Genomic DNA, 24,796 nt, shown 5'->3' with positions numbered 1-24,796 from the left:
GAATTGTTGGTTGGATCAAAAGAGAGAAGATGGAAAATAAATGGAACTAGCAAGTGCGTGAATGTGCCATCAATACCTAGAAATGCAGTGTCGTTGAAGGCTGTCCACGAATGAGATAGAAGGAAAAGAGATTGGTTGAAGAAAATCTACGGTTACTAGAAGAGGGAAACTGGGAACGATCGTACAGATAGATTACGAGGAGGCTAATATGCTGGCAGAAAAGATAGCGGGAGCAGAAGAATATTTGGCGCATTTTCAAACAGAGCTAGAAAAACAAGGGGTGTTACGCTTTTTTCCAAAACTAAATGCCTTTTATCATCGGTTAGCAAAAGAGTTTTTAACGATTTTTCATAGCAAGGAAGAAAACCTGTTTGTTCAATGGGGCAACTTATTGGCGATTGATGCACAATTGCAAATATTGATGGAAATCAGCAACAATCGCAAAGAAGGATTGCTAGATGACCTTGGGATGAGTGAGGAAGAAGTCATTGAAATGATTGAAAATGACCATAAGTATTTTTATCGTGAGATCACGGGGGCAAAGCTAACGCAAAAACCTAAAATGGGCTTGATTTATTTGAGCGAGCATTTAGCAGAGTCCTGAACATTCATTCTTGGTGCGCCGAGTTGTGTCTGAGAATTGGGAGAAAAGCTTGCGATAAATGGAAAACGATGACGAGCAATAGACTATTGGGGAAGTTTTATAGATAGAGCGTTTTTGGGATAGAAATGAAGAGTAGTAGTGGGGCGAAACGGACAATTTTCAGGTGGTAAGGACCCTTGAGAATAACCAAGAGCAAAAGGGCTACTCAAACAACGCAGTGGGGAAGGCAATTGGTTGGTCTTCCTTGCTTGAGTAAGAGCTTTTTTAGAAACGTTAGACTGACTGGTCAGGATCGTGGCAATGACGAACGCTGGTTGACCTTTTCGGCGAAACGAGTTACCTTGTAAGACAAGTCACAAAGAATACAAAAAGCGTATGAAGGTAGGACATCAATGGAATGAAACTTTTTATCATTTTTGCCTGTTTATCGGTAGGCATATCGGTGGCACAATATGGCGTATATTATTTCTTTCCCAGCATATCTGTGATCCTTCGCAGCTGGTTTCAATTGGGACAAGTCATTCTTTTGCTAGGCTATTTCTTTCTGCTGGTTATGTATTTTTGGGTGCAGCGCGACAGAACAAGGAAAGAGAAGCAATCTTTAGGAGAATGATCAATAGGTAAAGCACAAGGATCTGCAAAGAAGCGTTTCTTTTAAGTAGGAAGAAATAGCTTATTTGTAAAAAAAAGTATACATAAATGAAACGACCCAGACGATCCTTTTCGTAGGGGCTTACTTAACATAAGAGAATTGGCAGCAGATGTTTGCTCCTTTTGGTGAAAACCTAGGAGTGATCGTCTGCTGCTTTTTTGGTGCAATTGAACAGCCAATAATATATGTTTTCGGACGTGTGGAAGGGAACTGTAGAACAAGAAATTGAGAAATTCTTAAGGGGAAGGTTAGAAGAATCGATTCGTTCTGTAAATAATAACCAAAAATGGATGACTGAAGAATTATTTGTAAGAGAGTCAACAAAATGATTCATTTAGGAATTGTTTATTTGGCAAAGCGGCATTTCTAAGGAGTAATGAGGGATGTTAGATAGAGAGGATAAAGCAATGGACAGGTAACGCCAAATTTTTAGAGCCCCAATAGCCATCGGAGTACTCTTTGTTTTGACAGCATCACCTGTATTGAGAACAACGGATTGCTCAGTAAAGGGCTGGATAAGTGAAAGTGTACGGTAAAAGTGGCGATCTGAAAGAAGAACCATAGCTGCTGCTCCGTTAATCGTCGAGGAACCACCCAACCATTTTCCGCAGAAAAATACCCAACCGAGCGGAAGGCTACCACTGATAGACATGCTCCTTGTTCTTATCAGTTTAGTGATTCTAAGAAAAACGACATAAAAGAAAGAATACCCGACAAATGTAGCTTGGGGAATCAAATGAAAAGAGAGGAACGTTCTTAATAAGGATGACACTCCTTTTTTGACGTTATTTTATTGTACTTTTATACAAGGAAGAACTGCGGGTGCTTTGGAGAGTGATAAATGTTTTTTCTATGATAACAAGCGTTTTGACATATATTAAGGATTGCTCACTTTAGTCAGATTCTCTGGTGAACAATTTATTTAAAACGGGGGTTTGTTTTTTTTATCTAGGCATCGATTTCATCAGCCAGTGAATTTATTGATTTTTCCCGCATCACAAAGATAGCTATAATGAAGTATATCGAGGGTAAAAACCAGCGTTTTTGAAAGCCAACTGAAACAAAGACCGATCGACTTTGTTCAAGGTTACCGTTTAAGTGAGGGTGTCTAAAAAATGGTGGTTTTTAGGCTTGATGATGTCAAAAAGGGGGAGGGAGAATGAAAAGAGCGAGGGGGAATGTTTGGGTCCACCTGATGATCTTCGCTGCTTTTTTTCAAGTGATCAATGCTTCGACGATTTTGGTTTCGGCACAAGAGCAGCGTTCCGTCGATACAGAAGGCTCAGTGCAGTTCACGGGTGTCTATGAGACAGACAAACCAGAACCTTCACCACCGAGCGGACCGTCACAGCCTGGCGGCGATGGGGGACGTTTGCCCCAGACGAATACCCGAAAAAGTTCCAGTGCCACGGCACTCGGATCCTTGCTGCTATTGATCGCTGGCTATGCAACAGTGAAGAAGACACGCAGGTACCAAAAAGAACGAGCAACCTCACGAACACCAGAAAAATTGAGCAAGAGAGAATAAGGGAATGATCTTATGAGATTTTTGCGATTTGCAACGAGTACCGTACTTGCCGCAACCCTTTTGATTGGCGGGTTCCAAGGGACCGCCGCTGAAGTAAGAGTCGCTGAAACCGATGGTCAAGTCAGCTTTGTGCCCAATGACCGAGACCCGACGGAAGTCATCCCACCTGATCCAGGACCAGACGGACCAGATGTGGTGATCCCGCCGATCGGACCAGACGGACAAACAGGGCCATTGACGATCGCTTATGCGCCGACTTTGGATTTTGGTACCCAAGAAATCTCCAACCGCGATGCCCTCTATTCGATGGTGGCAGAGGAACAACAACTAGCGGATACTCAAGGGGAAGAAAACAAAGTGCCCTATGTTTCTTTCGCCCAAGTACAAGATACCCGCGGGTCAAATGCTGGCTGGCGTTTGACGGTAGCATTGAGTGCGTTTGAATCTGGGACGCAGCACAATGAACTGCGAGGGGCGCAAATCATCTTTGCCTCACGCGAAGTCGAGTACATTAGCTTTAATCAAGAGAATGCACCGTGTGCCCATGAAGCGGGCTTACGTTTGGATGCCAATGGGGCGGCACAAGCTGTTCTGACCGCCGATGCGGGCAAAGGGGCAGGCACCTCATCCGTTGTTTGGGGCGATCAAGATGAGCTGAATGCACAGTTCCATGACCAAGCGCCGGTGGTTCGCAATGAGGCGATCCAGTTGTTCGTCCCGGGAGCCACCGCCAAAGATGAAGCCCTCTATGTGGCGACATTGACATGGCAATTGAGCACCACCACCCCCCAATCAGGAGAAACAGTTCCAACGGCGCAAGCCGATGAAACAAACTAATTTAAAAGAAAGAAGGAATAAAAATGAAATGGATTCGCTTAACAACAGTCGCTGTACTGACCTCTACGATCTTCGCAGGCGGCGTACAAGTAGTAGCAGATGAGGAAGAAAATAATCAACCAAGAACACCACTTTTTGAAGTAGAGACACCAAATGAGGTTAACTTTGTCGAAGGGGAAGATGACGTTGATGACGTTGAAAATCCAATTCCTTACCCACCAGTTATCATTGATCCGCTTCCAGTAAAAGGTCCATTAACGATCGTTTACGTGCCAGAAATGTTCGATTTTGGTGAACAAGCCATTACTTCATCTTCAGCTGAATATTCTGTGATTGCTGAAATGCAAAAAGTAGATGAAGAACATCCACTTGCAATTGATGATGAGCTTACAGGCGAAGTTCCTTACGTTTCCTTCGCACAAGTCAGTGATACACGAGGAAACAGTGCGGCAGATTGGACGTTAAGTCTTTCTTTAACAGATTTTGTCGGTAAAGATACAAAAGATATCCTCTATGGCGCCCAGCTTCACTTCATTGATCCGCAGATCAAACACAATGATGGTACCGGGCCTGCTAACGAAGCGCCTGTAGCACCAGTAACTGAAACTGATGGCGATCGTGTGATTTTAAATGCTAATACAGATTTAGCATCGAGCATTCCAGTCATGACCGCAGGAGCCAACCAAGGACAAGGACGCTCCTCTGTCTTCTGGGGAGACCAAGACAAAATGATGGAGCAGTTTAATGATGATGATTTTAACGACACGATTCTGAATGATCGTATTCAGCTGTATCTTCCATCAGCTGCAACTCCACAACAAGACACCTATACAGCAACCTTGACCTGGACATTATCTACCACAGTAGGTGAAGATGGTGAAAATGGTGGCGATGAAAATGGCGGCGGTGAAGAGGACAACGATTCAAATCAAGAAGACTAATTTTCAAAGCAACGCAACAATAATGTGAAACAACTGGCAGGAGTAGACCGTTATTCCTGCCTTTTTTTGGAAGGAGAACCAACAGTGATCGAACAACCAACAAACCAACGCTGGCTGCGGCTTTTGACTGCAATGATCATGCTTTGCTCATTGATTACTTTGCCGACACCAGTACGAGCAAATGATGACATAGAATCAGAGTTGAATTTTTTTGTCACCCCGATTTTCCCTGATAGCCAGATAGAAGGCGGTGCCAGCGGCTATTTTGATCTGAATTTAGGCGCAGGGGAACAAGAGGAATTGCAGTTACGCATCCAAAATACATCGGAAGAAACCATCGACGTCGAAGTATCGGCTCATACTGCCTTCACCAACGTCAACGGAGTAGTAGAATACGGTCGTGATGCCGAATATCCTGACCCGACATTGCCTGCCTCGATTGCCGAATTGATTGAAACACCTGGGGTCATCACCTTAGAAGCCCAAGAAGAACAGATCCTTACCCTTCCTCTGACGATGCCTGAGGAAGAATTTGAAGGGGTACTGGCAGGATCGATCCGAGTAGAAGAGGTCCGCGATGCAGCGGCAGCGGAGGCGGAAACAGAAGGAATCGGGATTCGTAATGAGTTTGCCTTTATTTTAGGAGTCGTCGTAAGCAATAACCGCTCGTCAACGGATCCGGGACTTGAATTGCTGGAAGTTTTTGCTAGTCAAGTCAATTATCGGAACGTGATCAGTGCCAAGATTCAAAATTACACACCGACTTTCGTCAACCACATAGAAATTGATGCCGAGGTTCGTGCCAGCGGCAGCGACACCGTCTTGTATGAAACGCAGCGCACAAGCATGCAGATGGCACCAAATTCGCATATGGATTTTCCGATCCCTCTAAACGGCGAGCGTTTCCGTCCAGGAGACTATGTCCTGACTATGACGGCCCGTTCACAAGGGGAGGAATGGCATTGGGAAGAACCCTTCACGATTGCGGCTGCTGATGCCCGTCGTTTGAATGAGGAAGACGTGACATTGGAACCAGAAACAAATTGGTGGCTGATAGGCGGAATCGCCGCACTTGTTTTGTTGCTGATCATCGTTGTTGTTTTAATCATTAACAAGAAAAAAAAGGCTAAGGAAAACAGTGAGCAATAGAAGAAAAGACACAGAAAAACGAGCGATCACATAAGATAGAAAGGTTTTGTATTTCCTTGTCTTGCTTAGCTGGAGATGTTTCCTTCATGGAGAAAAGGCAAGCGGCAGCTGCAGTTCCGTTACGCTTTTTTCCTGGCTCTCGAGAGTCGTTCCTAAAAAATCAGACAAGCAGACAGCAATACCCGAGCTTTGCTGCTAGCGATCATCGATCTACTGGTGAGAGGAGCAGTAAGAGCCAAAGGGAGGCAGCGTTGTTCCGATGGAAACCGTTGATACCATTATGTGGGCGCAGAAAAACGAGGTTTTAATAAGAATCAAGCAGAAGCTGCTGGAAATTGCCTGCAGCTTCTCTTCTTTCGGATGTGTGGGGAGGTGAAACGATGAGAAACAAGCCGTCTTTATTGATGAACAGTTTATTTTCAATGACGCGCAAACGGCAACTGACGATTTTACGGCAGTTGGAATGTTACGGTCATTTAAGTGGGCAACAGCTGGCACAAGCGTGCGGCGCTTCACGGCGGACGATTATTTCAGACATTGAGGAACTACGTCAACTATTTGGGGCTTCGACGATTCTCGCATCTGCCAGCAATGGCTATGAATTGGTGATCCAAGAATTGGCGGAGTATCAGGAAAAAAAGCGAGCATTGCTGGCGGATGATCCAAATCTGTTGTTTCTGCATTTCTTGTGTCAGCAAGAAACGGCGATACCTGAAAAACTGGCTGCCATCACTGGATTAGGCAATCAAACCTTTTTGAAACAATGCCGCCAGCTTCAGACCTTGTTCGCTGCTTATGAGCTGACTTTGAATAAAAAGCAGTGGTGCCTAGAAGGGGCAGAAGGAAATATACGGTATTTCTATAAAGCCTTTTATTTTGAGGAAGAGGAACAGCCTCACCAACTCTTTGAGCAGCTGGCTGAGACGTTGACACTGCGGTATCGTCCCTCCTTGCCGATCGATCCAGTGGTTTCGCTGCAGTGGACGAAGGTCTTTCTTTTGCGGGCGCAACAAGGTGGGCGCTTGGAGGAAAATTGGGAAATGGCTGACTTTTGTCGGTTGTTTCTTGAAAAAACGGGCTTTGTCATCGAAGGCTTGGAGGTCTGCAGGTCCTTGTCGCAGCAAGAACGGTGTGTCTTGCTATTCCTGATGATGGCAGATGAAGGGGTACTTTCGTTTTTATTGAAACATCCGTGGGTCGAAGAAACGGTGCCCTTTGATCCAATCGATAGTTTGCGAGAGACGTTTCCTAAGCAAGCAGAGACATTGAGAGAAGATCGCGTATTCGTGCAAGTGACGTTAGCAGTCATGTTATTGGATCGACTCTTCCATGTGCCACCTTCTTTTCTGCGAGATCGTCAAAAGCCAGCAGTGTCTGGTATTGGAAAGTCTACGGCACTTTCTAGCGCTGCTTCTCACTATTTGGTGACATTGGGGGAGACGTATTTAAACAAGCAGCAGTTAAAAAACAAACAGCTGATGATCACCTATCATTTGAGTGGAAATGAGAAAATCAAAGGCTGGATCAAGCAACGTCTGAGGGATTGGCTGGTTGCACAAGGAGTGGATGTCGTCGTCGAGGCTACGAGTGAGCTGTCGATTTTCACCGCCCGCCAGGTGTTGGTCACCGATCAACCGCTCTTTTTGCTGGAATTGGAACAGCCCATCTATCGGTTGGAACGACCGATTGAGCCAAATTCCATCGAACGCCTCGGCAAGGCAATTTTAGCTGATTTTCTTGGTTCATGTGAAGGCTCGATTCCTAGTGAAGAGCTTCCAGCAGCATCTGCCGTTCGCTAAAAGCGGTAGAGTCAACGGTAGAATCAGTCAAAGGCTACGTACGACGTAAAATTATGGTAGAGGAGCAACAGGTATCATGGGTCGATTCCAAAAGCAATGGGCACTTCGTGTGTTGGGAATAAGTTGTCTGCTACTGCTGCTGTTCTTTTTCTTTTCAAACTACAAAATTGCTCGGGTCAGCGGTGAGTCGATGGTCCCCATCTTTCAAAACAACGAGTTAGTCCTTATTCAAAAGAATCAGCTGCCCCATCGCTATGATCTCGTAGCTTTTGAGCATGAAGGGCGGCTGATCGTAAAACGAGTGATCGGGGTTCCTGGCGATTCTTATGCTCGCAGTGGCAATCGCTTGCTATTGGGTGCGTCAGGTTCTTATTATGATTTTTCCTATACCTTTACGCTGACGCAAGAAACGGCGAGGGAACTGCCAATCGGGGGCATCTTGCAACCAGGTGAGTATTTCGTCGTCGGGGATGCGATCATGCACTCGATCGATAGTCGTGAATTTGGGATGGTGACGAGCGAGGCGCTTCGTGGGGTCGTCTTGAATTTATTTTAAGGGTTCAACGAGGTCAGTCAGCGTGTCGGATTGAAAATCGAGGCTTATTTAGAGACCGAAAGCTGGAAAGGGGGATGTCCGTGAAGATGGTTTATGGAAGTATACTGCTGCTTTGTTTTGTGGCGATCGGGGTACTTGCTCAACGGGGATACCTCGAAATCTTTGTTCGAAGGCTTGAGCGGCAAACAAACATGACGGAGTTGGAAAAAAGAAAACTGGCTTTTTTTAAGCATAAGATTCGTAATGAACATCCGTTAGCGTTACTGATGGTCAGTGGTCTGTTTCTTTTAAGTCTGCTACTTTTTACCTTTCCCCATTTTTCCTTACAGACGCAAGTTCGTAGGATTGAAAAGGAAAGCCAGCAGCTGAAACAGGAAATCTTACATTTACAAAAAGAACAGATGGAAGGGATGCAACGACCGTTATCGGTGTACCCGTCTGCGGGGATCCCTTTTGAAAGCCTTGCTTGGCAGACGCTGCTGATGGCGGATGATCGAGAAGCGCGATTTCAGCTAGAAGAAGAATTTGGGACACAAGTGACGCCCTTTTTAGGACCGACAGTCGTATTGATCCATATTGACCAACCGCTGCAAGAAATCACCTTAACGAGTGTCAGTCATTTGCACTCAGTTGCCGATTTTTCCACTTGGGAAGCCAACTTGGAACGAATCGTTGATGATCTAGCGCAGGCACAAGGCGTGCAACGGTGCCATTTCGTTTTACAAGTAGCAGATACGCCCGATACGTCATTTGAACAAGCGATCGTCCGTGATGCCCAGGGACAGTGGCAAGTACTCAACCGAAAAGAGCTTGCTCAAGCTTCAGACACGGGCGCTTAGAAAGAAACAATCAAAAGAGTTATTGATGAAAAGGAGGGATTCATGGGATGAGTAAGAAGAAGGGGCGTGGGTGGTTTTCTGCTCAGACGCTATTCGATGAAATGAACCAAGTATCATTGAAAGAATTAAAAGGATTTGAAGAAACGTATGAGAAAGAAAACGGATCTGCTGAGGCAGCTGTTGTCAGTGGACCAGCGAAAGAAACGATCGACGATACCTCAAAAAAGAAGGCTACGAGTAACGATCAAGGGATAACGGATACCAGTAGTAAACCCCAAAAAGGCAAAAAGCAGGGGCAACGAAGCGGGCAGACGCTGGCACCGTCTCCCTCAGCACAAGCAGGGTTAGAGGAACGATCGGCGCCAGAAGGATCGCCTAAGCACTCTGCGCAATCCTGGTCGTCAGAAACGGGCATGCCACATCCGACAAGCAGTAAAGGGAAGAAAAAGCGCAAAAGCACCAAAAAGCGCAATGACACCGTCAATGCGCCCTTACATGGCTATCAAGAAAAACGCTCCTTTGAAGAGTTTAGCGCAGAAGCCAACAAGGAGCAGTTGGAGCTGGCGCCTGACCTACCAGCAGATATGAGCTTTGAACAAACCCATCAAGAGTTAGCATTGGCACGTACGAGAATCACCGAACTTGAAAAAAGGCTCCATGCAGAAGCCTTGCATCGCTCACAATCGGATATCCAGCAAGTGAAAGAAAAAGCGATTTTTGAACGCTTGGATTGGGCGAGAGAAAAACAATGGTATGAAAGCAAAGCCCAAGAACAAAAACAGCTGCTGCTCCAAAAAGAAGAGGTCATCACTAATTTGGCGAACCAACTCGCTGAAAAAGAAGCACAGCTGGAGGAGCAGGCTCGAGGTGTTCAGGAAGAAGAAGCCGCTGCGCTTCGCAAGACAGTCAATGAGCTGCAAAAAGAAAACCAAGAGTTACAAAAAGAAAATCAGCAGTTTCAAGCGGAAATGCGGGATATTTTGCTATTTGCTAGAAAGAAAGCAGATCGAACGCTTGAAGAAGCGCAGGTTGAAGCAGAACGGATGATCTACAACGCTGAAATGCGCTTGAATATCGCTCATCGTACGGCAAAAGAGATCCTTGATGAAGTGAGCGATACGAAAGAAAACATGAATACCCTCTTTGATTATTTGTATGAACAAGTCTATTCACTAGCAGACAAGCAAGTATTTGAAAAGTACCAAGAGTAGGTTTGCTTCGGGTCACTAGAAGCAGACAGATAGTCCTGTGAACGATACATAACGTTAGCGATCTTCGCTTTGGGCGGTGAGCGCTTGAAACTTCTCTTTGTTTCTCAACGACATTTTGATTGGGAAATGGATTTGTTCTGTACCGGCTGCGATCGCTGATTCATAATACCAGCACTTATGGTCGATCAACGCCATCGATTGCTGCAAAGCGTCTATCTGCGCTTGCAGCGCTTTTTTTTGTTCAAGAAACATTTTATGGCGTTCTTGCAGCGAGTCATCACCAAGGCGTGTCAATTGTGCATAATCTTTGATCTCTTTAATGGTCATGCCTGTTTCCTTCAGACATTCGATCAAATCCAGCATCTCAATTTCGGTATCTGAAAACAAACGGTAGCCAGATTCTTTGCGCGCCAACGTCGGCAAAAGGCCTTCTTTGTCATAATAGCGGATGGTTGACGTAGGGATATTTAAGGCTTTCGCAACTTGGGATATTGTATAGGTCATTTTTTTCACTCCTTAACATTGACTTTGAAGTTAACTTTAATGTTAGTATGACAGTAAGCAAAGGAAAAAGCAATGAGGAGGAAACAGAAATGACAGAAAAAACCATGAAAGCTGCTGTATTAAAAGGACCAGAAACGATCGAGGTCAAAGAAGTCCCTGTGCCGAAAGTGGAAGAAGGACTGATCGAGATCCAAGTTTCAGCGTGCGGCGTCTGCGGCAGTGACGTGCATATGTGGCAAGCAGGGAAAGGTTGGGGTAAAACAGGGGAGTCCGATTTTATCATGGGTCACGAGTTTTGCGGTGTCGTGACGGATGCAGGCGATAGTTCCTTTAAAATCGGCGATCGTGTTGCTTTTTGGGCCAATCTTTATTGTGGGAAATGTGATATGTGCCAAAAAGGGCAAGAGCATTTGTGTCGGGAAGTAAATGGCACCAATTATATCGGCTTTGTCTGCAATGGCGCCTATGCCGAACGGTTTGTCGGAAAAGCATCCAATGCTTATAAATTGCCAGACACAGTTTCAGATACAGCGGCTAGCTTGATTGATCCCTTGATGGTTGCCTATCATGCCGTCCGCAAATCCAACATCAAGTTAAATGACAAAGTCTTGGTTTCTGGAAGTGGGATCATCGGGCAATTGATTGGCGAATTGGCAAAAAAAGCTGGGGCATCATATGTGGCGATGTCCAAAATCAACGATACAAAAATAGAGAAAGCCAAGGAATTGGGAATCTTTGACGATTACTTTGACACCAAGGATCCAAACCGTGGGGAAGTATTGAAAGACGCGTCTGCTGGTGGGTTCGATTTGATTTTTGAAGCAGTCGGTTCCAGCAGTTCCTTAGCGACGTGCATTGAGGCTGCTCGTCCTGGTGCAACGATCGTGGCGATCGGAAATTCCGTTGCTCCCGAAATTCCTTTTTCATTAAATCGGTTGGTCTTGCAAGAAATCAAGCTCATCGGCAGCGTTTCATGCACCCGCCAAGAATTTGAACAAACGATCGACTTGATTGCTAGTGGCATGATCGATCCCACAAAATATATCACGGATGAATACCCATTGGAAAAACTGCAAGAGGCGTTAGAACGCCAAACGTTAGAAGATGATCCAATGGTCAAAGCGGTTGTGACGTTTTAACGCTACCTGCGGCACAGAAGTGAAGAACTTCTGTGCTTTTCGTTTGTAAAAAAGCATCTGGAATAAAAACACAAGCCCCCTCTCAATGTTGATGTGTAGAGAGGGGGCCAATGTTCATTTTATAGCGTAACTATTTTTTCCCAGCATTCTTCACACTTTCTGCCACGACTTTAGCAACATCAGGCTGAAACGCATCTGGAATGATAGTGGTCGGAGTCAATGCTGATTCGGGGATCAAACTAGCGATTCCTTGTGCTGCTGCGATCTGCATCTCGATCGTGATGTCTCTTGCTCGAGCGTCTAATGCGCCTCGGAAGATTCCTGGAAAGGCCAAGACATTATTGATCTGATTAGGGAAATCACTGCGACCAGTGCCGACGATAAAGGCACCAGCTGCCAGTGCTTCATCAGGGAAAATCTCTGGCGTTGGATTCGCCATCGCAAAAATCACTGGTTTTTCTGCCATCGTTTTGATCCATTCAGGGTGCAGCACACCAGGAGCGGAAACGCCTACGAAGACATCTGCTCCTTTGAGGGCATCTTCTAGTGTTCCTGTTAGCTGTTGACGATTTGTGACTTTGGCGATTTCTGCGTGATGGGGCGCAAGTTCATGGTTCGTTTCTGAAAGGATCCCTGCTTTGTCGACGACCGTGATGTGTTTGATGCCAGCAGCCAGAAATTTCCGGGTAATGGCAAGGCCAGCAGAACCACCGCCGTTGATCACGATTTTGACCTCTTCAAAGGATTTGTCGATCAGCTTCAGGCTATTGATCAAAGCGGCTAAAACGACGATGGCAGTCCCGTGTTGGTCATCGTGGAACACGGGGATCGATAATTCCTCAATCAAGCGTCGTTCGATCTCAAAGCAGCGAGGGGCGCTGATATCTTCTAGGTTGATCCCACCAAAGGTTGGTGCGATCGCTTTGATCGTTTGAATGATTTCTTCGGTGTCTTGCGTGTCTAGGACGATCGGGATAGAGTCGATCCCAGCAAAGCGTTGGAACAAGGCCGCTTTGCCTTCCATGACCGGCATAGCAGCTTTGGCACCAATGTTGCCCAAACCTAAAACCGCCGAGCCATCGCTGATCACGGCGACGGTATTTTTCTTCGTGGTCAAGGTGTAGGCGAGTTCTTCGTTTTCCGCAATCGCCGATGAAACAGCTGCGACCCCTGGAGTGTAAGCGATACTTAAATCTTCTTTTGAGTCAATAGTGACTTTAGAAACAACAGCTAATTTTCCTCCATTTTCCTCGGCTTGTTTCATAGCTGCTTCTTTGACATTGATCGTTGACATTCTTCATTTCTCCCTTCCGATTTCAAACAATTAAAATAATAGTCGTAACAGTGCTGTCATTGAGATAACGGTGATCGCGCCACCCAAACGTGTAGCTACTTGGGCAAATGGCATCAAATTCATGCGGTCGGCGGTACTTAAAATCGCGACATCGCCGGTTCCACCCATTCCGCTTTGGCAAGCAGAAACGATGGCCGCTTCGATGGGGTACATATTCATAAAGCGAGAAACGACAAAGCCCGTGGCGATCACGGTGAAAACAACGCTGATAACGACTAAAAAGTACTGCCAGGTCAGCATGCCGACGACATCCTTCAAAGGAATATAAAGCAGTCCTAATCCTGCCATGAGTGGAAATGTAAAGTTACCCGAGATGAATTTGTAAAGCTGTTTCGATCCTTTTTGGGTTTCTTTTGGTACGACATTCAAGTATTTCAAGAAAGCGGCTGCCACGATCATGAGAACAGGTCCAGGAAACCCAGTGACGTGTTCCAGCAAACCGCCGAGAATAAAGAGCGTACAAGCGGTCAGCACACCGGCACCCATCAATTTGACGTCGATCGGTGATTGATCTTCAACCAACGCATCTTTCAAATCATCCCCATCACTCATTTTGACGAGTTGGCCTTTTCCTGAAAGCCGCGGTTTTTGTTCCCCTAAGCGAGTCAACAAGCCAGTACAAACGATCGCGAAAAAGTTGCCGATGATGGTGGCTGGAATCAACTGCCCGACTAATTGCTCGCTACCTAAACCAGTGATGGCACTATAGCCTAAGGAAAGCGGCAAGATTCCTTCCCCAATACCGCCAGCTAAAACAGGAGTCACAATAAAGAACAAAGTGTGCTTCCAATCTAGCCCTAACAGGACGCCGACAAGAGTACCTACGCCCATCGCTAAGACCATGCCTAACATCATAGGAATGATCATTCGCATCAACCCTTGGACTAAGGTTTTGCGATTCATCCCTAAAATACTGCCGCAAACCAAACAGGCGATATAGAAATAAAGAAAGTTCGCTTGCTTCATTAAGATATTGGTTGATTCCAATACGTTTTGATTGATGAGATTAAAAAAGACCAAGATTGACGGAATCAACAAAGAAAAAATAGCGGGACCACCGAAATTCTTAATGATAGGGATGTTGGCACCAATCGTTCCTAATAACCAGCCTAAACTTAGGATAACGGCGAACCCACCCAGCATATTGACAGGCAGTTGTTGCAGAAAAGCAGTGATCAAGATAATGGCAGACATTACCAGATAGACGGGCAAAGGAACGGAACCAACATAGAAAGACCACCACTTTGCTTTGGTTTGCGTTTTTTCAACAACGGGTTGTTTTGCGACGACTTGTTTCATTCAAATACCTCCTTTGGATGTCTCCAGTATAAGGAAGCGCTCACAAACAAAGAAGATTATTTAACTAATTTAATTAAATGCAACTTAAAAAAAGACCTTCGGAAAAAGATTCCTATGTTAAAATGAGCGTGTAATGAACGCTTATTAGCAATTGGGGAGGAACGACTATGCGGGAGCGGCCAGTCCGGCTGTGGGTGCTGTTAGTAGGGATTTTTACCAGTACCTTATGTATCGTTCTAACATTATTTTATGTACTGATGATGATGGAACAAAAAGAGCAAATGCACCGAGATGAAGAAACGCTGCTGCTATCGATCGGTCGTCAGTTAGCGTCAGAAGCGGAGGTCAAGCAAGCACTGCGGGATGAGAAAGCCAGTCCCCAGTTGCAATCATATACCAATGAATTAGCAAAAAATTATGGGTTGGACTTTATTGTTTTGATGAACCAAGACGCTATTCGGATCACGCACCCAGATCCTGAAAAAATTGGTCAACCTTTTACTGGTGGCGATGAAACACCTGCCATTGAAGGCAAGGAGTCTCTCTCCATTGGCAACGGCACCTTAGGACAATCCTTACGGGGGTTCGTTCCAGTGAAAGAAGATGGAGAACAACTTGGCGTCGTGGCATTAGGGATTAAAATGACTTCACTGCAATCGTTGATCTTACTATCACAAAAAGGCTATCGGAAAGCATTGTTCATCAGTTTGCTATTAGGCGGGGGGATTGCATTATTCGTGGCATTTTATTTGAAACGCCAACTGCATAATTTGGAACCACAAGAAATCTCACGTTTGTTAGAAGAGCGCAATAGTATGCTGGAAGAAACCAAGGATGTTGTTTTTGTCTTAGACTTAGCCAAGAACATCTTGCTGGCAAATCGAGCCGCCACGGCATTGCCGCTTGCTACTGCATCAGAAGATGGCTTGGTTGGCCAATCCCTGCTAACGATCCTGCCTGCTTTGCAGCATGTTGATTTTGACAAGAAGCAAGAGCGGTTAGTACAGCAAGAAGGGCAGGACTATGTCTTTTCATCGGCGCCGATCATCGTGAGAAATCAGCAGATAGGGTATATTATTTTTCTAAGAAATGCGACAGAGTCCTTATTCATTGCGGATCAGTTGGCAAATACGACAGCCTATGCGACGGCACTGCAAAGTCAAGCCCACGAATTTATGAACAAGCTGCATGTCATCTATGGTTTGGTGGACTTAGAAGCCTATGAAGAGTTGACGATCTATTTAGATGATATTTTGAAACCAGAGAAAGAATTTGCTCATCGGCTAGCGATTCTCATTAAAAATCCCTTGCTGGCAGGTTTTTTGATTGGCGAGCGGCAAAAATTTTTAGAAAAGAAATGCCAGCTGTTGGTAGAAATTTTTCCAGAGATTCCCCAAGGAGCCGTTGCACATGAAACCAAAGTCTTATTAAACCTTTATCAATATATACATCATCTTTTGCTGCAAAAGCATTTGACCCAAGAGGTATTTATGAAAATCGAGTACCAAGAAAATCAACTGCAAACGAGTTGGCAGCTAGCGGAAGAAATGCTGACACCCACAGAACAAGTGACTTTACAGCGAGTTGGCTATTTTCAGCAATTGTTGCATGAAGTCAACGGGAAAATCATTTTTCAACAAGCCCAAGGTGTTTTGGAAGTGACGATCACGAATGATTATCGGAAGGAGCAGCTATGAAAGCCAATATTTTGATTGTTGAAGACGACCCGATGGTTCAATTTATTCATCGCAGCTATTTAGAACGTTTGGCGGTTTTTGAGCGAATTTTTTCGGTGGAAACAGTGGAAGAAGCGCAAGAAATGCTGCAAAAAGAAACCATTGAGCTGCTCTTGCTGGATATCCATTTGAAAGATGGTAATGGTTTGGAGCTGTTGCAAACATTACGGGAACAACAACAGGCTGTGGATGTCATCATGATCACGGCTGCCGATGAAACACGATTGATCAGTCAAAGCCTGCATTTGGGGATGCTGGATTATTTGATCAAGCCGTTTTCCTTCGAACGATTTGCCCAAAGTATCCAAGTATTTCAGCAACGACGGGAAAGCCTCAAACATCCACGGATCGCTCAGCAGCAAATCGATCTGCTGCTGCAGGGAAACCAAAAAAGTCCGTGGATCGAACTGGAAAAAGGGTTGACAGAAGACACGCTTCAGCTGATCCAAGAAACGATTCGTACCATCAAACAGCCATTTACAGTCCAAGAATTGGCGCAAGCTTGCGCATTGTCCCATGTATCGGTACGAAAGTATGTCGCCCACTTAGAAAAGACCAAAGCCATTCGCAGCGAAAATGTGTATACAAAAATTGGGCGTCCATATAAACAGTATTTTTTGATCACTGACAAAGAAGAGTGAGCGTTGTTATCTTTATCCTTATCAGTGTTTTTGAAGCTAGCCAGTTCTCATGGTACTCGCCAAAAACAACGGTTCAAGTGATCTACCACTTGAAGGGGACGGTCGGTGAGAGTGGCTAAGACAAAAGAAACAAGCAGACCCAATGCAAGTAGGAAGGGCAAGCTTCTGAGTGTCATCATGTTTTTTCACTCTGAGAACGCCTTTCTACAAAAAAAACCGCTCTTGTCGTTCAGCCAAGTGCGGTTTTTTTATCCTTTATTTATCTAACGTTTCAATCGCCTGATGAATCGCTAGCAAATCAGGGACGGTGATTTGCGCATTGATCAACAGGACGGGTCCTTTTTCAAAGGTTTCAGACAATGGAGTGGTGCTTAGACAGAGATCGTAGTCGTCGTCGACAAACTGATCACGAATATCAAGATTGTAGAACCCTTGAAATGGCGCTTTGATCAGTTCTCTGATGGTCAGTGAAATCGCCAGCGGCAAGTCTGTTTCCAGTTTGATCTTGATTTTTTGCTGAAAATCAGCTGGCGGCAAAATCAACGTCCACGCCGTAGCGACATAAAGAGAAAAGCCACTGCGTTTCAGCGGATCTGCTTGGTAGAACGAAGTTTTCGTCACTAGCTTTTCGGCTTGCTTTTGTAAATCAGGAAAATGTTCGGTTAAAAACTGTGCAGTATTATAGCCAGCTAATGTATGGTCGACTGGCCCAAACAATTCGATCGTTAAAAGCCCATTCAAGAGGGTATTCACGATCCTACTTTTGCAAGGACGGGTCAACTTGGATTTTGGTGCGAAAGCGGTCATCGACCAGAGCAGTTTTTGGATGCTGGTCGTTGGTTTTTTGGGGGAAAACGCAGCGTCCAGTTGCGCATCGGCAAACGTTCGATCGAGATTGGATGCCAGCCATAGAAAACAAAAGCGGCATTCATTTGCATCAAGAAAGAAGTGTTCCGCTAGTTCTGACGATAAATGGCTGTAAATAGCGGTCTCTTCATCAATCAGAGGGTGAAAAAGGGAAAGATCTGACCCAATCAAGGGCGGTTTGATCGCCACTGCTTCTGGCGAAATCCGTTGTCCTTTGCGAAACCGCAAAATAGTGACGGCCAAAATGTACGTGGTCATTTTCAATTCGATCGGGTTAAAGGGAATCTGGTTGTTTTGGTAAAAGTCTTGAGCGATGGTTTCGCATTTTTTCTGGGAAAGACCAGTAAAGGGCCAATGCAGACCAGCAAATGTTCGCCAAAAGAAGACCATCATAAAGTAGCGGATACGGGCTTCACTGCCTACGAGTCGAACCGTCCCTTTTTGCTTTTGCAGCTGAAATCCCAATGGAGCAAGCAGTTTTTGCAACGCATAGATTCGTTTGCGAACGGTTGATTCGGAGAAGTAATGATCAGCGGCGAATTGGATCAAATTGATCTCATTTTGCAGCAAAAGAGTTTCCAGCAAATAAAAAAAGGGATTCGCTTCCAGCAACTGCCGACTCAATCGCTTGTAGTCTCGCTTCGTCCCAATAAAGGATAACCCCAAGCCGTGTTTGGCAATCAAAAGCGGTGAGGGATCGTCTTGCAAGGAAAGCGAGCGTTTGCTTAAAGTGTCGAAGCTTTTTTGGATGGAGCGGCGATCCAAAGCCAACGCTTGACTGATCTCTTCAATGGGAACAAAGCGTTTTTGAAGATACAAAAACCGCAGCAAGTCGATATCTCTCTTGAGGGTGTGTCCAAAAAATGGATAAAAGCGTTCCATAATCCAAGCTCCGTTCTAAAGGTTTCTCTATGTACTCGACTCTCTTATGATAGCACAAAAAACGTGATTTTTTTGCAAATGAAATCGGCATTTTTTTGTCTCCTTTTCCCAGCAAAACCTTCTATACTGTTTTCTGATAAAGACTCGCTTTCCTCATTACTCAAGGATTTTTGTGAGGAAAGCAGTGCAGAAATAAAGGAGCGAAAGCGATGAAACACAAAAGAGGTTGGCAAAAGCATGCAGGGATTTTTTTCCTGTTGTTGATGGGGTTTCTTATAGGCAGTCTGACTGTAAACAGCGAAACCACCACGTATGATTTTGACTATCAAACCGATGCGACCGGGCAGTATTTGACAAATGGAACGGCGCAAGGAGATACGTACAATTACAAGTATGGACAGGCGCCGGGGGTTGCTTTTGATGAAGAGAACTATGTCAATTATGCAGATGAAGCATATCTGAAAAAGAGTGTCAAAGAAGCAGCGGGTCAAGTACTATTTGATGTAACGTTAGCTGTCAAAGGCAACCAGACCAGTACCCCTGTTGATCTGGTCATGGTGATCGATTATTCTTCCTCTATGACGGGAGAAAAATTGACCAACGCCTTGTTGGGGTTGCAGCAGTTTGGAAATGAATTGGCTGATTCGCTGGCGAATGGTTCCATTCGGATCGGGATCGTTGCCTACAATCGGGAAATCTACACCACCAATGGTTTTTCTACCGATATCGCCTACTTAGAACAATTTCTGCGGGAGACGGCCGAAACCCATTCTGGAACCTTCATGCAAAAGGGCTTGCTGGCAGGGCAACAGCTATTACTGGAAGAAAGTCGACCAGAAGCGGAAAAGCTGTTTATCCATATTGGTGATGACAGTGCCAATCGTAGTTATTTGCCAGCAGATGATGCAACAGTTTATCAAAATACTGGCGCAATCCGCGATTACAATGGCTATCACACGGAAAGCTATGTCGAGTCATTTCAAACATCGGCTACTGCTTACCATACGACAAGTAAAAATCCGTCAGATTCGCAAGCTATTCCTGTTAGCAGTACGGTGGTGACAGACGAAACCCTTGGCACGATCGTCGCGCTTAAAAAATCTGGGTTTACCTATTATTCGGTAGCAACGGCGCCTTCCGCACGAGGGGAATACATTGGGCGTAATCTGGCGTCTGCACCAAGCAATTACTTAACGACGGATGAAAACCTGAGTGGATTGGGTTCAGCATTGACGGAAATCGCCAATCATATCGATAAAACGATCCCTGATGGGACGATTACAGATCCGATGGGCGAGGGCATTCTTTTGCAAGGATCTGGCAAGTTTGATGCCGATCAGTATCAGTTAGTCGGGTGGCGCAAAAATGCGCAAGGAGAGTGGGTCGAGGCGCAGGAAGTTGCAACTGGAGTAACCGTTTCTGAAAAGAATCAGACCATTACGGTCAGTGGGGTAGCTTTAGGTGAAAATGAAAAACTGACGTTGACCTACCAAGTTCGTCTGAATACGGAAGCCCCAGATTTTAAAGGAGAGACGTGGGTGTTGTGCAATGGCCGTACGACCTTAACCCCAGCAAGCGGTGATGAAGCATTAGATTTCCCGATTCCTTCCATCAAAGCACCCAGTGTTTCCCTTGCGGTTCTTAAAAAGTGGGTCAATGTTTCAGCAGCTGAGATTCCCGATCAAATCGATTATCAAGTCAAAAGAACCACTACTACGGCAGCAGACAGTTGGCAGCAGTCAGACCGTTTGACCCTTGAAAAAGCCAATGATTTTCAAGCATCATTCACAAAACTACCCGTTGCTGGTCAAATGGCAGACATACCAAAATACAACAATCAAGGGGAAGACTTCGTGTATTGGGTTGAGGAAGTCAATGTCCCCGACGGCTTCGAAAGCAGTGTGACGACTGAGGGAGATACCCTTGTAATCACCAATACAAAAAAAGAAACCGAACCAAGTACAACAGAATCAAGCACGACGGAACCAAGCACGACGGAACCAAGTACAACAGAATCAAGCACGACGGAGCCAAGTACCACGGAACCAAGCACAATCGAACCAAGCACAACCGAACCAAGTACAACGGAGCCAAGTATCACGGAACCAAGTACAACGGAGCCAAGTACAACGGAGCCAAGCACGACGGAACCAAGTACGTCGGAATCAAGTATCACGGAACCAAGTACAACGGAGCCAAGTACAACGGAGCCAAGCACGACGGAACCAAGTACGTCGGAATCAAGTACAACGGAGCCAAGTACCACGGAGCCAAGCACGACGGAGTCAAGTACGTCGGAATCAAGTACAACCGTACCAAGTACGACAGAATCAAGCACGACGGAATCAAGCATGATAGAGTCAAACACAAAAGAATCAAGTACAATGACGCAAAATAATACTAAACCAAATTCTACCGAGAACAGTACGTTACCGTCGAAAGAAAAACAACTACCCAAAACGAATGAACAAACCGCCGACTGGTTAGTCGGTTTGGGTTTGATGATTGTTGTAACAACGATTGGCGTATTCGTTAGAAAGAGAAAGTAACAGAGTTTTATCATTACTAGTTCTTTATCAGCAACCAGATGACTACTTATTTGATGATTAGAAAATAAAACTCTTCCTACAAAATTTATCCAAGTTTAGAAAAAAGACAACGATAATTCTTTTAAAGAATCACGTTGTCTTTTTTATCAAGCTGTTGCAAACTGGCTGTTATATAGTTGGGCGTAAAGTGAATCTCGTGCCAGTAATTCTGTGTGGGAGCCTTTTTCGACGACGGAGCCGTCTTTCATCACTAAGATCAAGTCAGCGTTTTTGATGGTAGAAAGACGATGGGCGATGATAAAGCTGGTTCGTCCTTGGGTCAAACGATCCATCGCCGTTTGGATCATTTGTTCCGTCCGCGTGTCGACACTGGAGGTGGCTTCATCAAGGATCAGGATCGTTGGGTCTGCTAAAATCGCCCGAGCGATCGTCAATAATTGTTGTTGTCCTTGTGACAGTTCGCTTTCGGAACCAATGACGGTATCGTAACCGTTGGGCAGGGTCCGCACGAAGTGGTCGCATTGGGCGGCTTTGGCGGCAGCCAAGATGTCTTCTCGAGTGGCATCGGGATTGCCATAAGCGATATTTTCAGCGATGGTTCCTTGGAATAGCCACGTATCTTGCAGCACCATACCGAATTTTTTCCGTACTGCCGGTGCCGAAAAGGACATCATGTCTTGATCGTCCAGCAAGATCTTCCCACCATTCAATGGATAAAAGCGCATCAAAAGATTGATCATGGTGGTTTTTCCAGCACCTGTTGGTCCAACGATCGCGACCGTTTGTTTTGGTTTGACGGAAAATTCGACGTTTTCCATCAAGAGTTTTTCCTTGCTGTAGCCAAAGGAGACGTGTTGAAAATCGATTTTTCCTTTGATGGTTTGTGGAACTGGCAGTTGTTGGGTCGCAGTTTCTTCTTCAGGATAATCAAGGATCTCAAAAATTCGTTCGAGAGATGCTAAGGCACTTTGCAAGGTGTTCATAATATAAGAGGCTTGCGTGATCGGTTCAGACACTTGGTTGATGTATTGCAGATAGGCTTGTACGAGACCAATGGATAATTGCCCTTGCAACACCATTAGACCACCAACGACGGCGCTTAAGATAAAGCCGATTTGATTGATAAAGCGCACGAATGGATTGATAGCTGCACTGACGAACTGTGCTTTTCGAAAGGCTTTAAATTGGGCTTCACTCAATTCCGCCATTTCCGCTTCAACGGCAACTTGTTGGTTGTAGGATTTGATCAGCGGATTTGCGGTATAAAACTCTTCCGCACGACTGCTGATAGCACCTAATGTTTCTTGGTTTTTGGTAAAGTAGCTCAAGTTTTTTCGTGCGAGAACGGTGGTCACAAAAGCACTCAAAAGCAAAATCAGAACCACGCCGATCGTCAGTAATGGGCTGAGATAAAGCATGGCGATCAAGCCGAAGGTAATGCTGATGGTTGCGGTGATCAGCTGCATCAAACCGACTTGCAAGACCTCGGATACTTTATCTAAATCGAGAATCACTCGGCTTAAAATATCGCCAGTATGATGTTTGTCGTAAAAACTGATAGGCAGGCGATTGAATTTGTCACTGATTTGTTTGCGTAAAGTCAAGGTCAGGGTTTCACTGACACTGGCCATCGTATACTCTTGCAGCAAGGAAAAGAGACTGATCAAAAGCCACGTTCCCGCTAAAAGGACGACTGGACCTAAAATACTTTGCCAAAAATCATTGATCTGCCAGCCTTTTTGTTGAAACAAGGCAATCAGATTATCCAGTCCACGCCCCAAGATCAAAGGGGCGATGGACATTAGTAAGGAAAAGAACAAGGCGGAAGCGATAATCAGTAGAAAGCGGGCTTTTTGTTCCATCAGCAAACGCAGCAAGCGTCGGCTTGTATGTTTCATGTTTTTTGGGGCATCCATTGTTTGTTTACTCATCCTTCATTCCTCCCATTCCTTGAGATGAGGCAAACTCTTGATAAGTTTGGCAATTGCGTAATAATTCTTCGTGGGTTCCTTTACCGACCATTTTGCCGTTATCCAAGACAATGATTTGATCGGCATTTTTGACGGTCGATACCCGTTGAGCCACGATAATGACGGCGGCATCTTTCGTGTATTCTTTCAATGCACGCCGCAAATTGGCGTCTGTTTGATAATCCAAAGCAGAAAAACTGTCGTCAAAGAAGTAGATTTCTGCTGGCTTTGTCAGCGCTCGGGCAATACTCAATCGTTGCTTTTGACCGCCAGAGAAATTGCTGCCTTTTTGAGCAACTGGACTTTCATAACCTTCAGTCAAGCCTTCAATAAATAACTTGGCTTGAGCAACTTCAGCGGCTTTTGCCATCGCCTCATGGGTTGCTGGACGATTGCCGAAACGCAAGGTTTCTTGAATCGTGCCGCTAAGCAAGAGCGCTTTTTGCGGGACATAACTAATTTGGTCCCGTAATTCGGCTTGTGAGATCTCTTTGATGTTGCGGCCAAAAAGCGTGATCGAACCAGCAGTCACATCTTTGAAACGCAACAGCGCTTTGGCGATGGTGCTTTTGCCAGAGCCAGTTCCACCAACGATCGCTGTCGTTTTGCCTCGATGGATCTCGAAGCTGATATCTTCTAAGACAGGTTCTTCGGCACCTTCATACGTAAACTGCACGTGATTGAAAGCTGCGATCGTTTCTGACACGGCGGTCTTGTTTAAGGTTTGGTCACCGTCGATCAAATCAATTGGTTCTTCCAAAACTTCTGTGATCCGTTGCAAGGAAGTCAAGCCTTTAGGCACCATCACGATCACCATCGCTGCCATAGTCAAAAACCAAAGACTCAGGATCGTGTATTCGATGATGGCAGTAATACTACCAATAGCAAGATGGCCCTGCAGACTTTGATAGCCGCCGTAGACAAGGATAGTCGAAATCGAGAGTCCCATTACTAAATTGACGGTCGGATTCAAGACAGCAAAGAGGCGATTGACTTGGATCATGGTTTTCGCATATTCCGTCAAGGTTTGATCTGTCCGTTCTTTTTCGTAAGCAGCTTTGTCGAATGCTCGAATCACCCGAGCGCCAGTAAAGGTTTCTCGTAAGATCCGCATCATTTTATCGACTAGTTTTTGCGTGATTTGTGATAATGGGATCGCTTTGCGAATCACTCCATAAGCGATCATTGAAAAACATAGGATCGCTACGATTGGGACCCAAATCATCCGTAAAGAGACGGTGCCGGTTAGAAAAATTGAAGCAGCGACGATCATTGGGGCTGGCAAAATCATTTGCAGCGCCATCATCAAAATTTGTTGGATGTTGTTGATGTCGCTGGTGGTACGTGCCAGCAAAGTGGGCGTACCATAGCCATCAACAGCGGATACAGAGAGTTCTTGTGTTTTTTTGAAAAGGCGCATCCGCAAAAAATGCCCGAATTTTCCTGAAAGATGGGCAGATAAATAACTACCGCCTACAGAGACGATCACGGTGCCGATGGCAATGGCAAACATCCACCAGCCATTGTGCCAAATGGCTGTCGTGTCGACTTTCAAGATCCCTTCATCAATGATTTTTGCCAAAAAATACGGCAACAGGAGTGTGCCGAAGGATTGGACCAGCATCAAAAGAAATAAACTGAAAAAGAAGCGTCGTTCTTCTTTATAAAATAACTGTAATTGTTTCATGATTTCCCTCCAAAAATGTCGTTCTATGGTAGAATAAACTGTAACGTTACGT

20 protein-coding genes are annotated in these 24,796 nt (G+C 45.2%); 13 read left to right on the top strand and 7 right to left on the bottom strand.

Going from position 1 to position 24,796, the window contains the following annotated elements; translation table 11 throughout:
• Positions 1–208: 208 nt before the first annotated feature.
• Positions 209–604 (top strand): hypothetical protein, encoded by a 396-nt coding sequence (locus tag Q1X33_RS13110; RefSeq protein ID WP_005227597.1) that lies wholly within the window; start codon positions 209–211, stop codon positions 602–604.
• Between the two features lie 986 nt (positions 605–1,590).
• On the opposite strand, the gene Q1X33_RS13105 is transcribed toward Q1X33_RS13110, so the two are convergent.
• A complete protein-coding gene (locus Q1X33_RS13105; protein ID WP_159098053.1) occupies positions 1,591–1,908 on the bottom strand; it encodes a hypothetical protein in 318 nt (105 codons plus the stop codon).
• A 507-nt stretch (positions 1,909–2,415) separates the two neighbouring features.
• Between Q1X33_RS13105 and Q1X33_RS13100 the strand changes: the two genes are divergently transcribed.
• The 8 genes from Q1X33_RS13100 to Q1X33_RS13065 all read left to right on the top strand — a co-directional run bounded on the left by Q1X33_RS13100 (position 2,416) and on the right by Q1X33_RS13065 (position 10,116).
• The gene (locus Q1X33_RS13100; protein ID WP_005227599.1) at positions 2,416–2,784 is read left to right on the top strand and encodes an LPXTG cell wall anchor domain-containing protein; all 369 of its coding nucleotides are present in this window, start codon (positions 2,416–2,418) and stop codon (positions 2,782–2,784) included.
• A 12-nt stretch (positions 2,785–2,796) separates the two neighbouring features.
• Positions 2,797–3,621 (top strand): WxL domain-containing protein, encoded by an 825-nt coding sequence (locus tag Q1X33_RS13095; RefSeq protein ID WP_301969714.1) that lies wholly within the window; start codon positions 2,797–2,799, stop codon positions 3,619–3,621.
• A 23-nt stretch (positions 3,622–3,644) separates the two neighbouring features.
• A complete protein-coding gene (locus tag Q1X33_RS13090; RefSeq protein ID WP_271814137.1) occupies positions 3,645–4,562 on the top strand; it encodes a WxL domain-containing protein in 918 nt (305 codons plus the stop codon).
• Between the two features lie 84 nt (positions 4,563–4,646).
• The gene (locus Q1X33_RS13085; protein WP_005227604.1) at positions 4,647–5,711 is read left to right on the top strand and encodes a DUF916 and DUF3324 domain-containing protein; all 1,065 of its coding nucleotides are present in this window, start codon (positions 4,647–4,649) and stop codon (positions 5,709–5,711) included.
• Between the two features lie 380 nt (positions 5,712–6,091).
• Entirely contained in the window at positions 6,092–7,510 is a 1,419-nt protein-coding gene (locus Q1X33_RS13080; RefSeq protein ID WP_034868766.1) for an HTH domain-containing protein, read from the top strand.
• A gap of 76 nt (positions 7,511–7,586) precedes the next feature.
• Positions 7,587–8,066, top strand: coding sequence for a signal peptidase I (gene lepB / locus Q1X33_RS13075; RefSeq protein WP_005227608.1), 480 nt, complete (start codon positions 7,587–7,589; stop codon positions 8,064–8,066).
• Positions 8,067–8,140: 74 nt separating this feature from the next.
• Positions 8,141–8,905 (top strand): hypothetical protein, encoded by a 765-nt coding sequence (locus Q1X33_RS13070; protein WP_005227609.1) that lies wholly within the window; start codon positions 8,141–8,143, stop codon positions 8,903–8,905.
• Between the two features lie 47 nt (positions 8,906–8,952).
• A complete protein-coding gene (locus tag Q1X33_RS13065; RefSeq protein ID WP_005227610.1) occupies positions 8,953–10,116 on the top strand; it encodes a hypothetical protein in 1,164 nt (387 codons plus the stop codon).
• 54 nt (positions 10,117–10,170) lie between these two features.
• Here Q1X33_RS13065 and Q1X33_RS13060 read toward each other — a convergent pair whose 3' ends face one another.
• Positions 10,171–10,620, bottom strand: a complete 450-nt coding sequence (locus tag Q1X33_RS13060) for a MerR family transcriptional regulator (RefSeq protein ID WP_005227611.1) — start codon at positions 10,618–10,620, stop codon at positions 10,171–10,173.
• An 89-nt stretch (positions 10,621–10,709) separates the two neighbouring features.
• Between Q1X33_RS13060 and Q1X33_RS13055 the strand changes: the two genes are divergently transcribed.
• Positions 10,710–11,759, top strand: a complete 1,050-nt coding sequence (locus Q1X33_RS13055; protein WP_241761012.1) for a zinc-binding dehydrogenase — start codon at positions 10,710–10,712, stop codon at positions 11,757–11,759.
• 130 nt (positions 11,760–11,889) lie between these two features.
• On the opposite strand, the gene Q1X33_RS13050 is transcribed toward Q1X33_RS13055, so the two are convergent.
• Entirely contained in the window at positions 11,890–13,053 is a 1,164-nt protein-coding gene (locus Q1X33_RS13050) for an NADP-dependent malic enzyme (protein ID WP_005227614.1), read from the bottom strand.
• 30 nt (positions 13,054–13,083) lie between these two features.
• Positions 13,084–14,412 carry a 2-hydroxycarboxylate transporter family protein gene (locus Q1X33_RS13045; protein WP_301969713.1) on the bottom strand — a complete coding sequence of 443 codons (1,329 nt, stop codon included), beginning with the start codon at positions 14,410–14,412 and terminating at the stop codon, positions 13,084–13,086.
• Positions 14,413–14,579: 167 nt separating this feature from the next.
• Here Q1X33_RS13045 and Q1X33_RS13040 point away from each other — a divergent pair, with 167 nt between their 5' ends.
• Together Q1X33_RS13040 and Q1X33_RS13035 are read left to right on the top strand one after the other, a co-directional pair.
• Positions 14,580–16,109: a sensor histidine kinase gene (locus tag Q1X33_RS13040; protein ID WP_005227617.1), complete on the top strand. Its 1,530-nt coding sequence runs from the start codon at positions 14,580–14,582 to the stop codon at positions 16,107–16,109.
• Positions 16,106–16,789 carry a response regulator gene (locus tag Q1X33_RS13035; RefSeq protein ID WP_005227619.1) on the top strand — a complete coding sequence of 228 codons (684 nt, stop codon included), beginning with the start codon at positions 16,106–16,108 and terminating at the stop codon, positions 16,787–16,789. Before Q1X33_RS13040 ends, Q1X33_RS13035 begins: the two co-directional genes overlap by 4 nt.
• 255 nt (positions 16,790–17,044) lie before the next feature.
• On the opposite strand, the gene Q1X33_RS13030 is transcribed toward Q1X33_RS13035, so the two are convergent.
• On the bottom strand, positions 17,045–18,538 hold the full coding sequence (locus Q1X33_RS13030; protein ID WP_005227621.1) for a helix-turn-helix domain-containing protein: 1,494 nt from the start codon (positions 18,536–18,538) through the stop codon (positions 17,045–17,047).
• A 209-nt stretch (positions 18,539–18,747) separates the two neighbouring features.
• On the opposite strand from Q1X33_RS13030, the gene Q1X33_RS13025 reads away from it, so the two are divergent.
• The gene (locus Q1X33_RS13025; protein WP_005227622.1) at positions 18,748–21,087 is read left to right on the top strand and encodes a VWA domain-containing protein; all 2,340 of its coding nucleotides are present in this window, start codon (positions 18,748–18,750) and stop codon (positions 21,085–21,087) included.
• Positions 21,088–21,233: 146 nt separating this feature from the next.
• Here the strand turns inward: Q1X33_RS13025 and Q1X33_RS13020 are convergent, their stop codons facing one another.
• Both Q1X33_RS13020 and Q1X33_RS13015 read right to left on the bottom strand, forming a co-directional pair.
• On the bottom strand, positions 21,234–23,018 hold the full coding sequence (locus tag Q1X33_RS13020; protein ID WP_005227624.1) for an ABC transporter ATP-binding protein: 1,785 nt from the start codon (positions 23,016–23,018) through the stop codon (positions 21,234–21,236).
• Positions 23,011–24,744 carry an ABC transporter ATP-binding protein gene (locus Q1X33_RS13015; RefSeq protein ID WP_005227627.1) on the bottom strand — a complete coding sequence of 578 codons (1,734 nt, stop codon included), beginning with the start codon at positions 24,742–24,744 and terminating at the stop codon, positions 23,011–23,013. Before Q1X33_RS13015 ends, Q1X33_RS13020 begins: the two co-directional genes overlap by 8 nt.
• Between the last annotated feature and the right edge of the window lie 52 nt (positions 24,745–24,796).

Source organism: Enterococcus sp. B2E4 (genome assembly GCF_030499455.1).
GTDB classification, from domain to species: Bacteria; Bacillota; Bacilli; order Lactobacillales; family Enterococcaceae; genus Enterococcus_D; species Enterococcus_D casseliflavus.
Note: the sequence above shows the minus strand (reverse complement) of the source record. Positions and strands in the feature narration are given on the sequence as shown.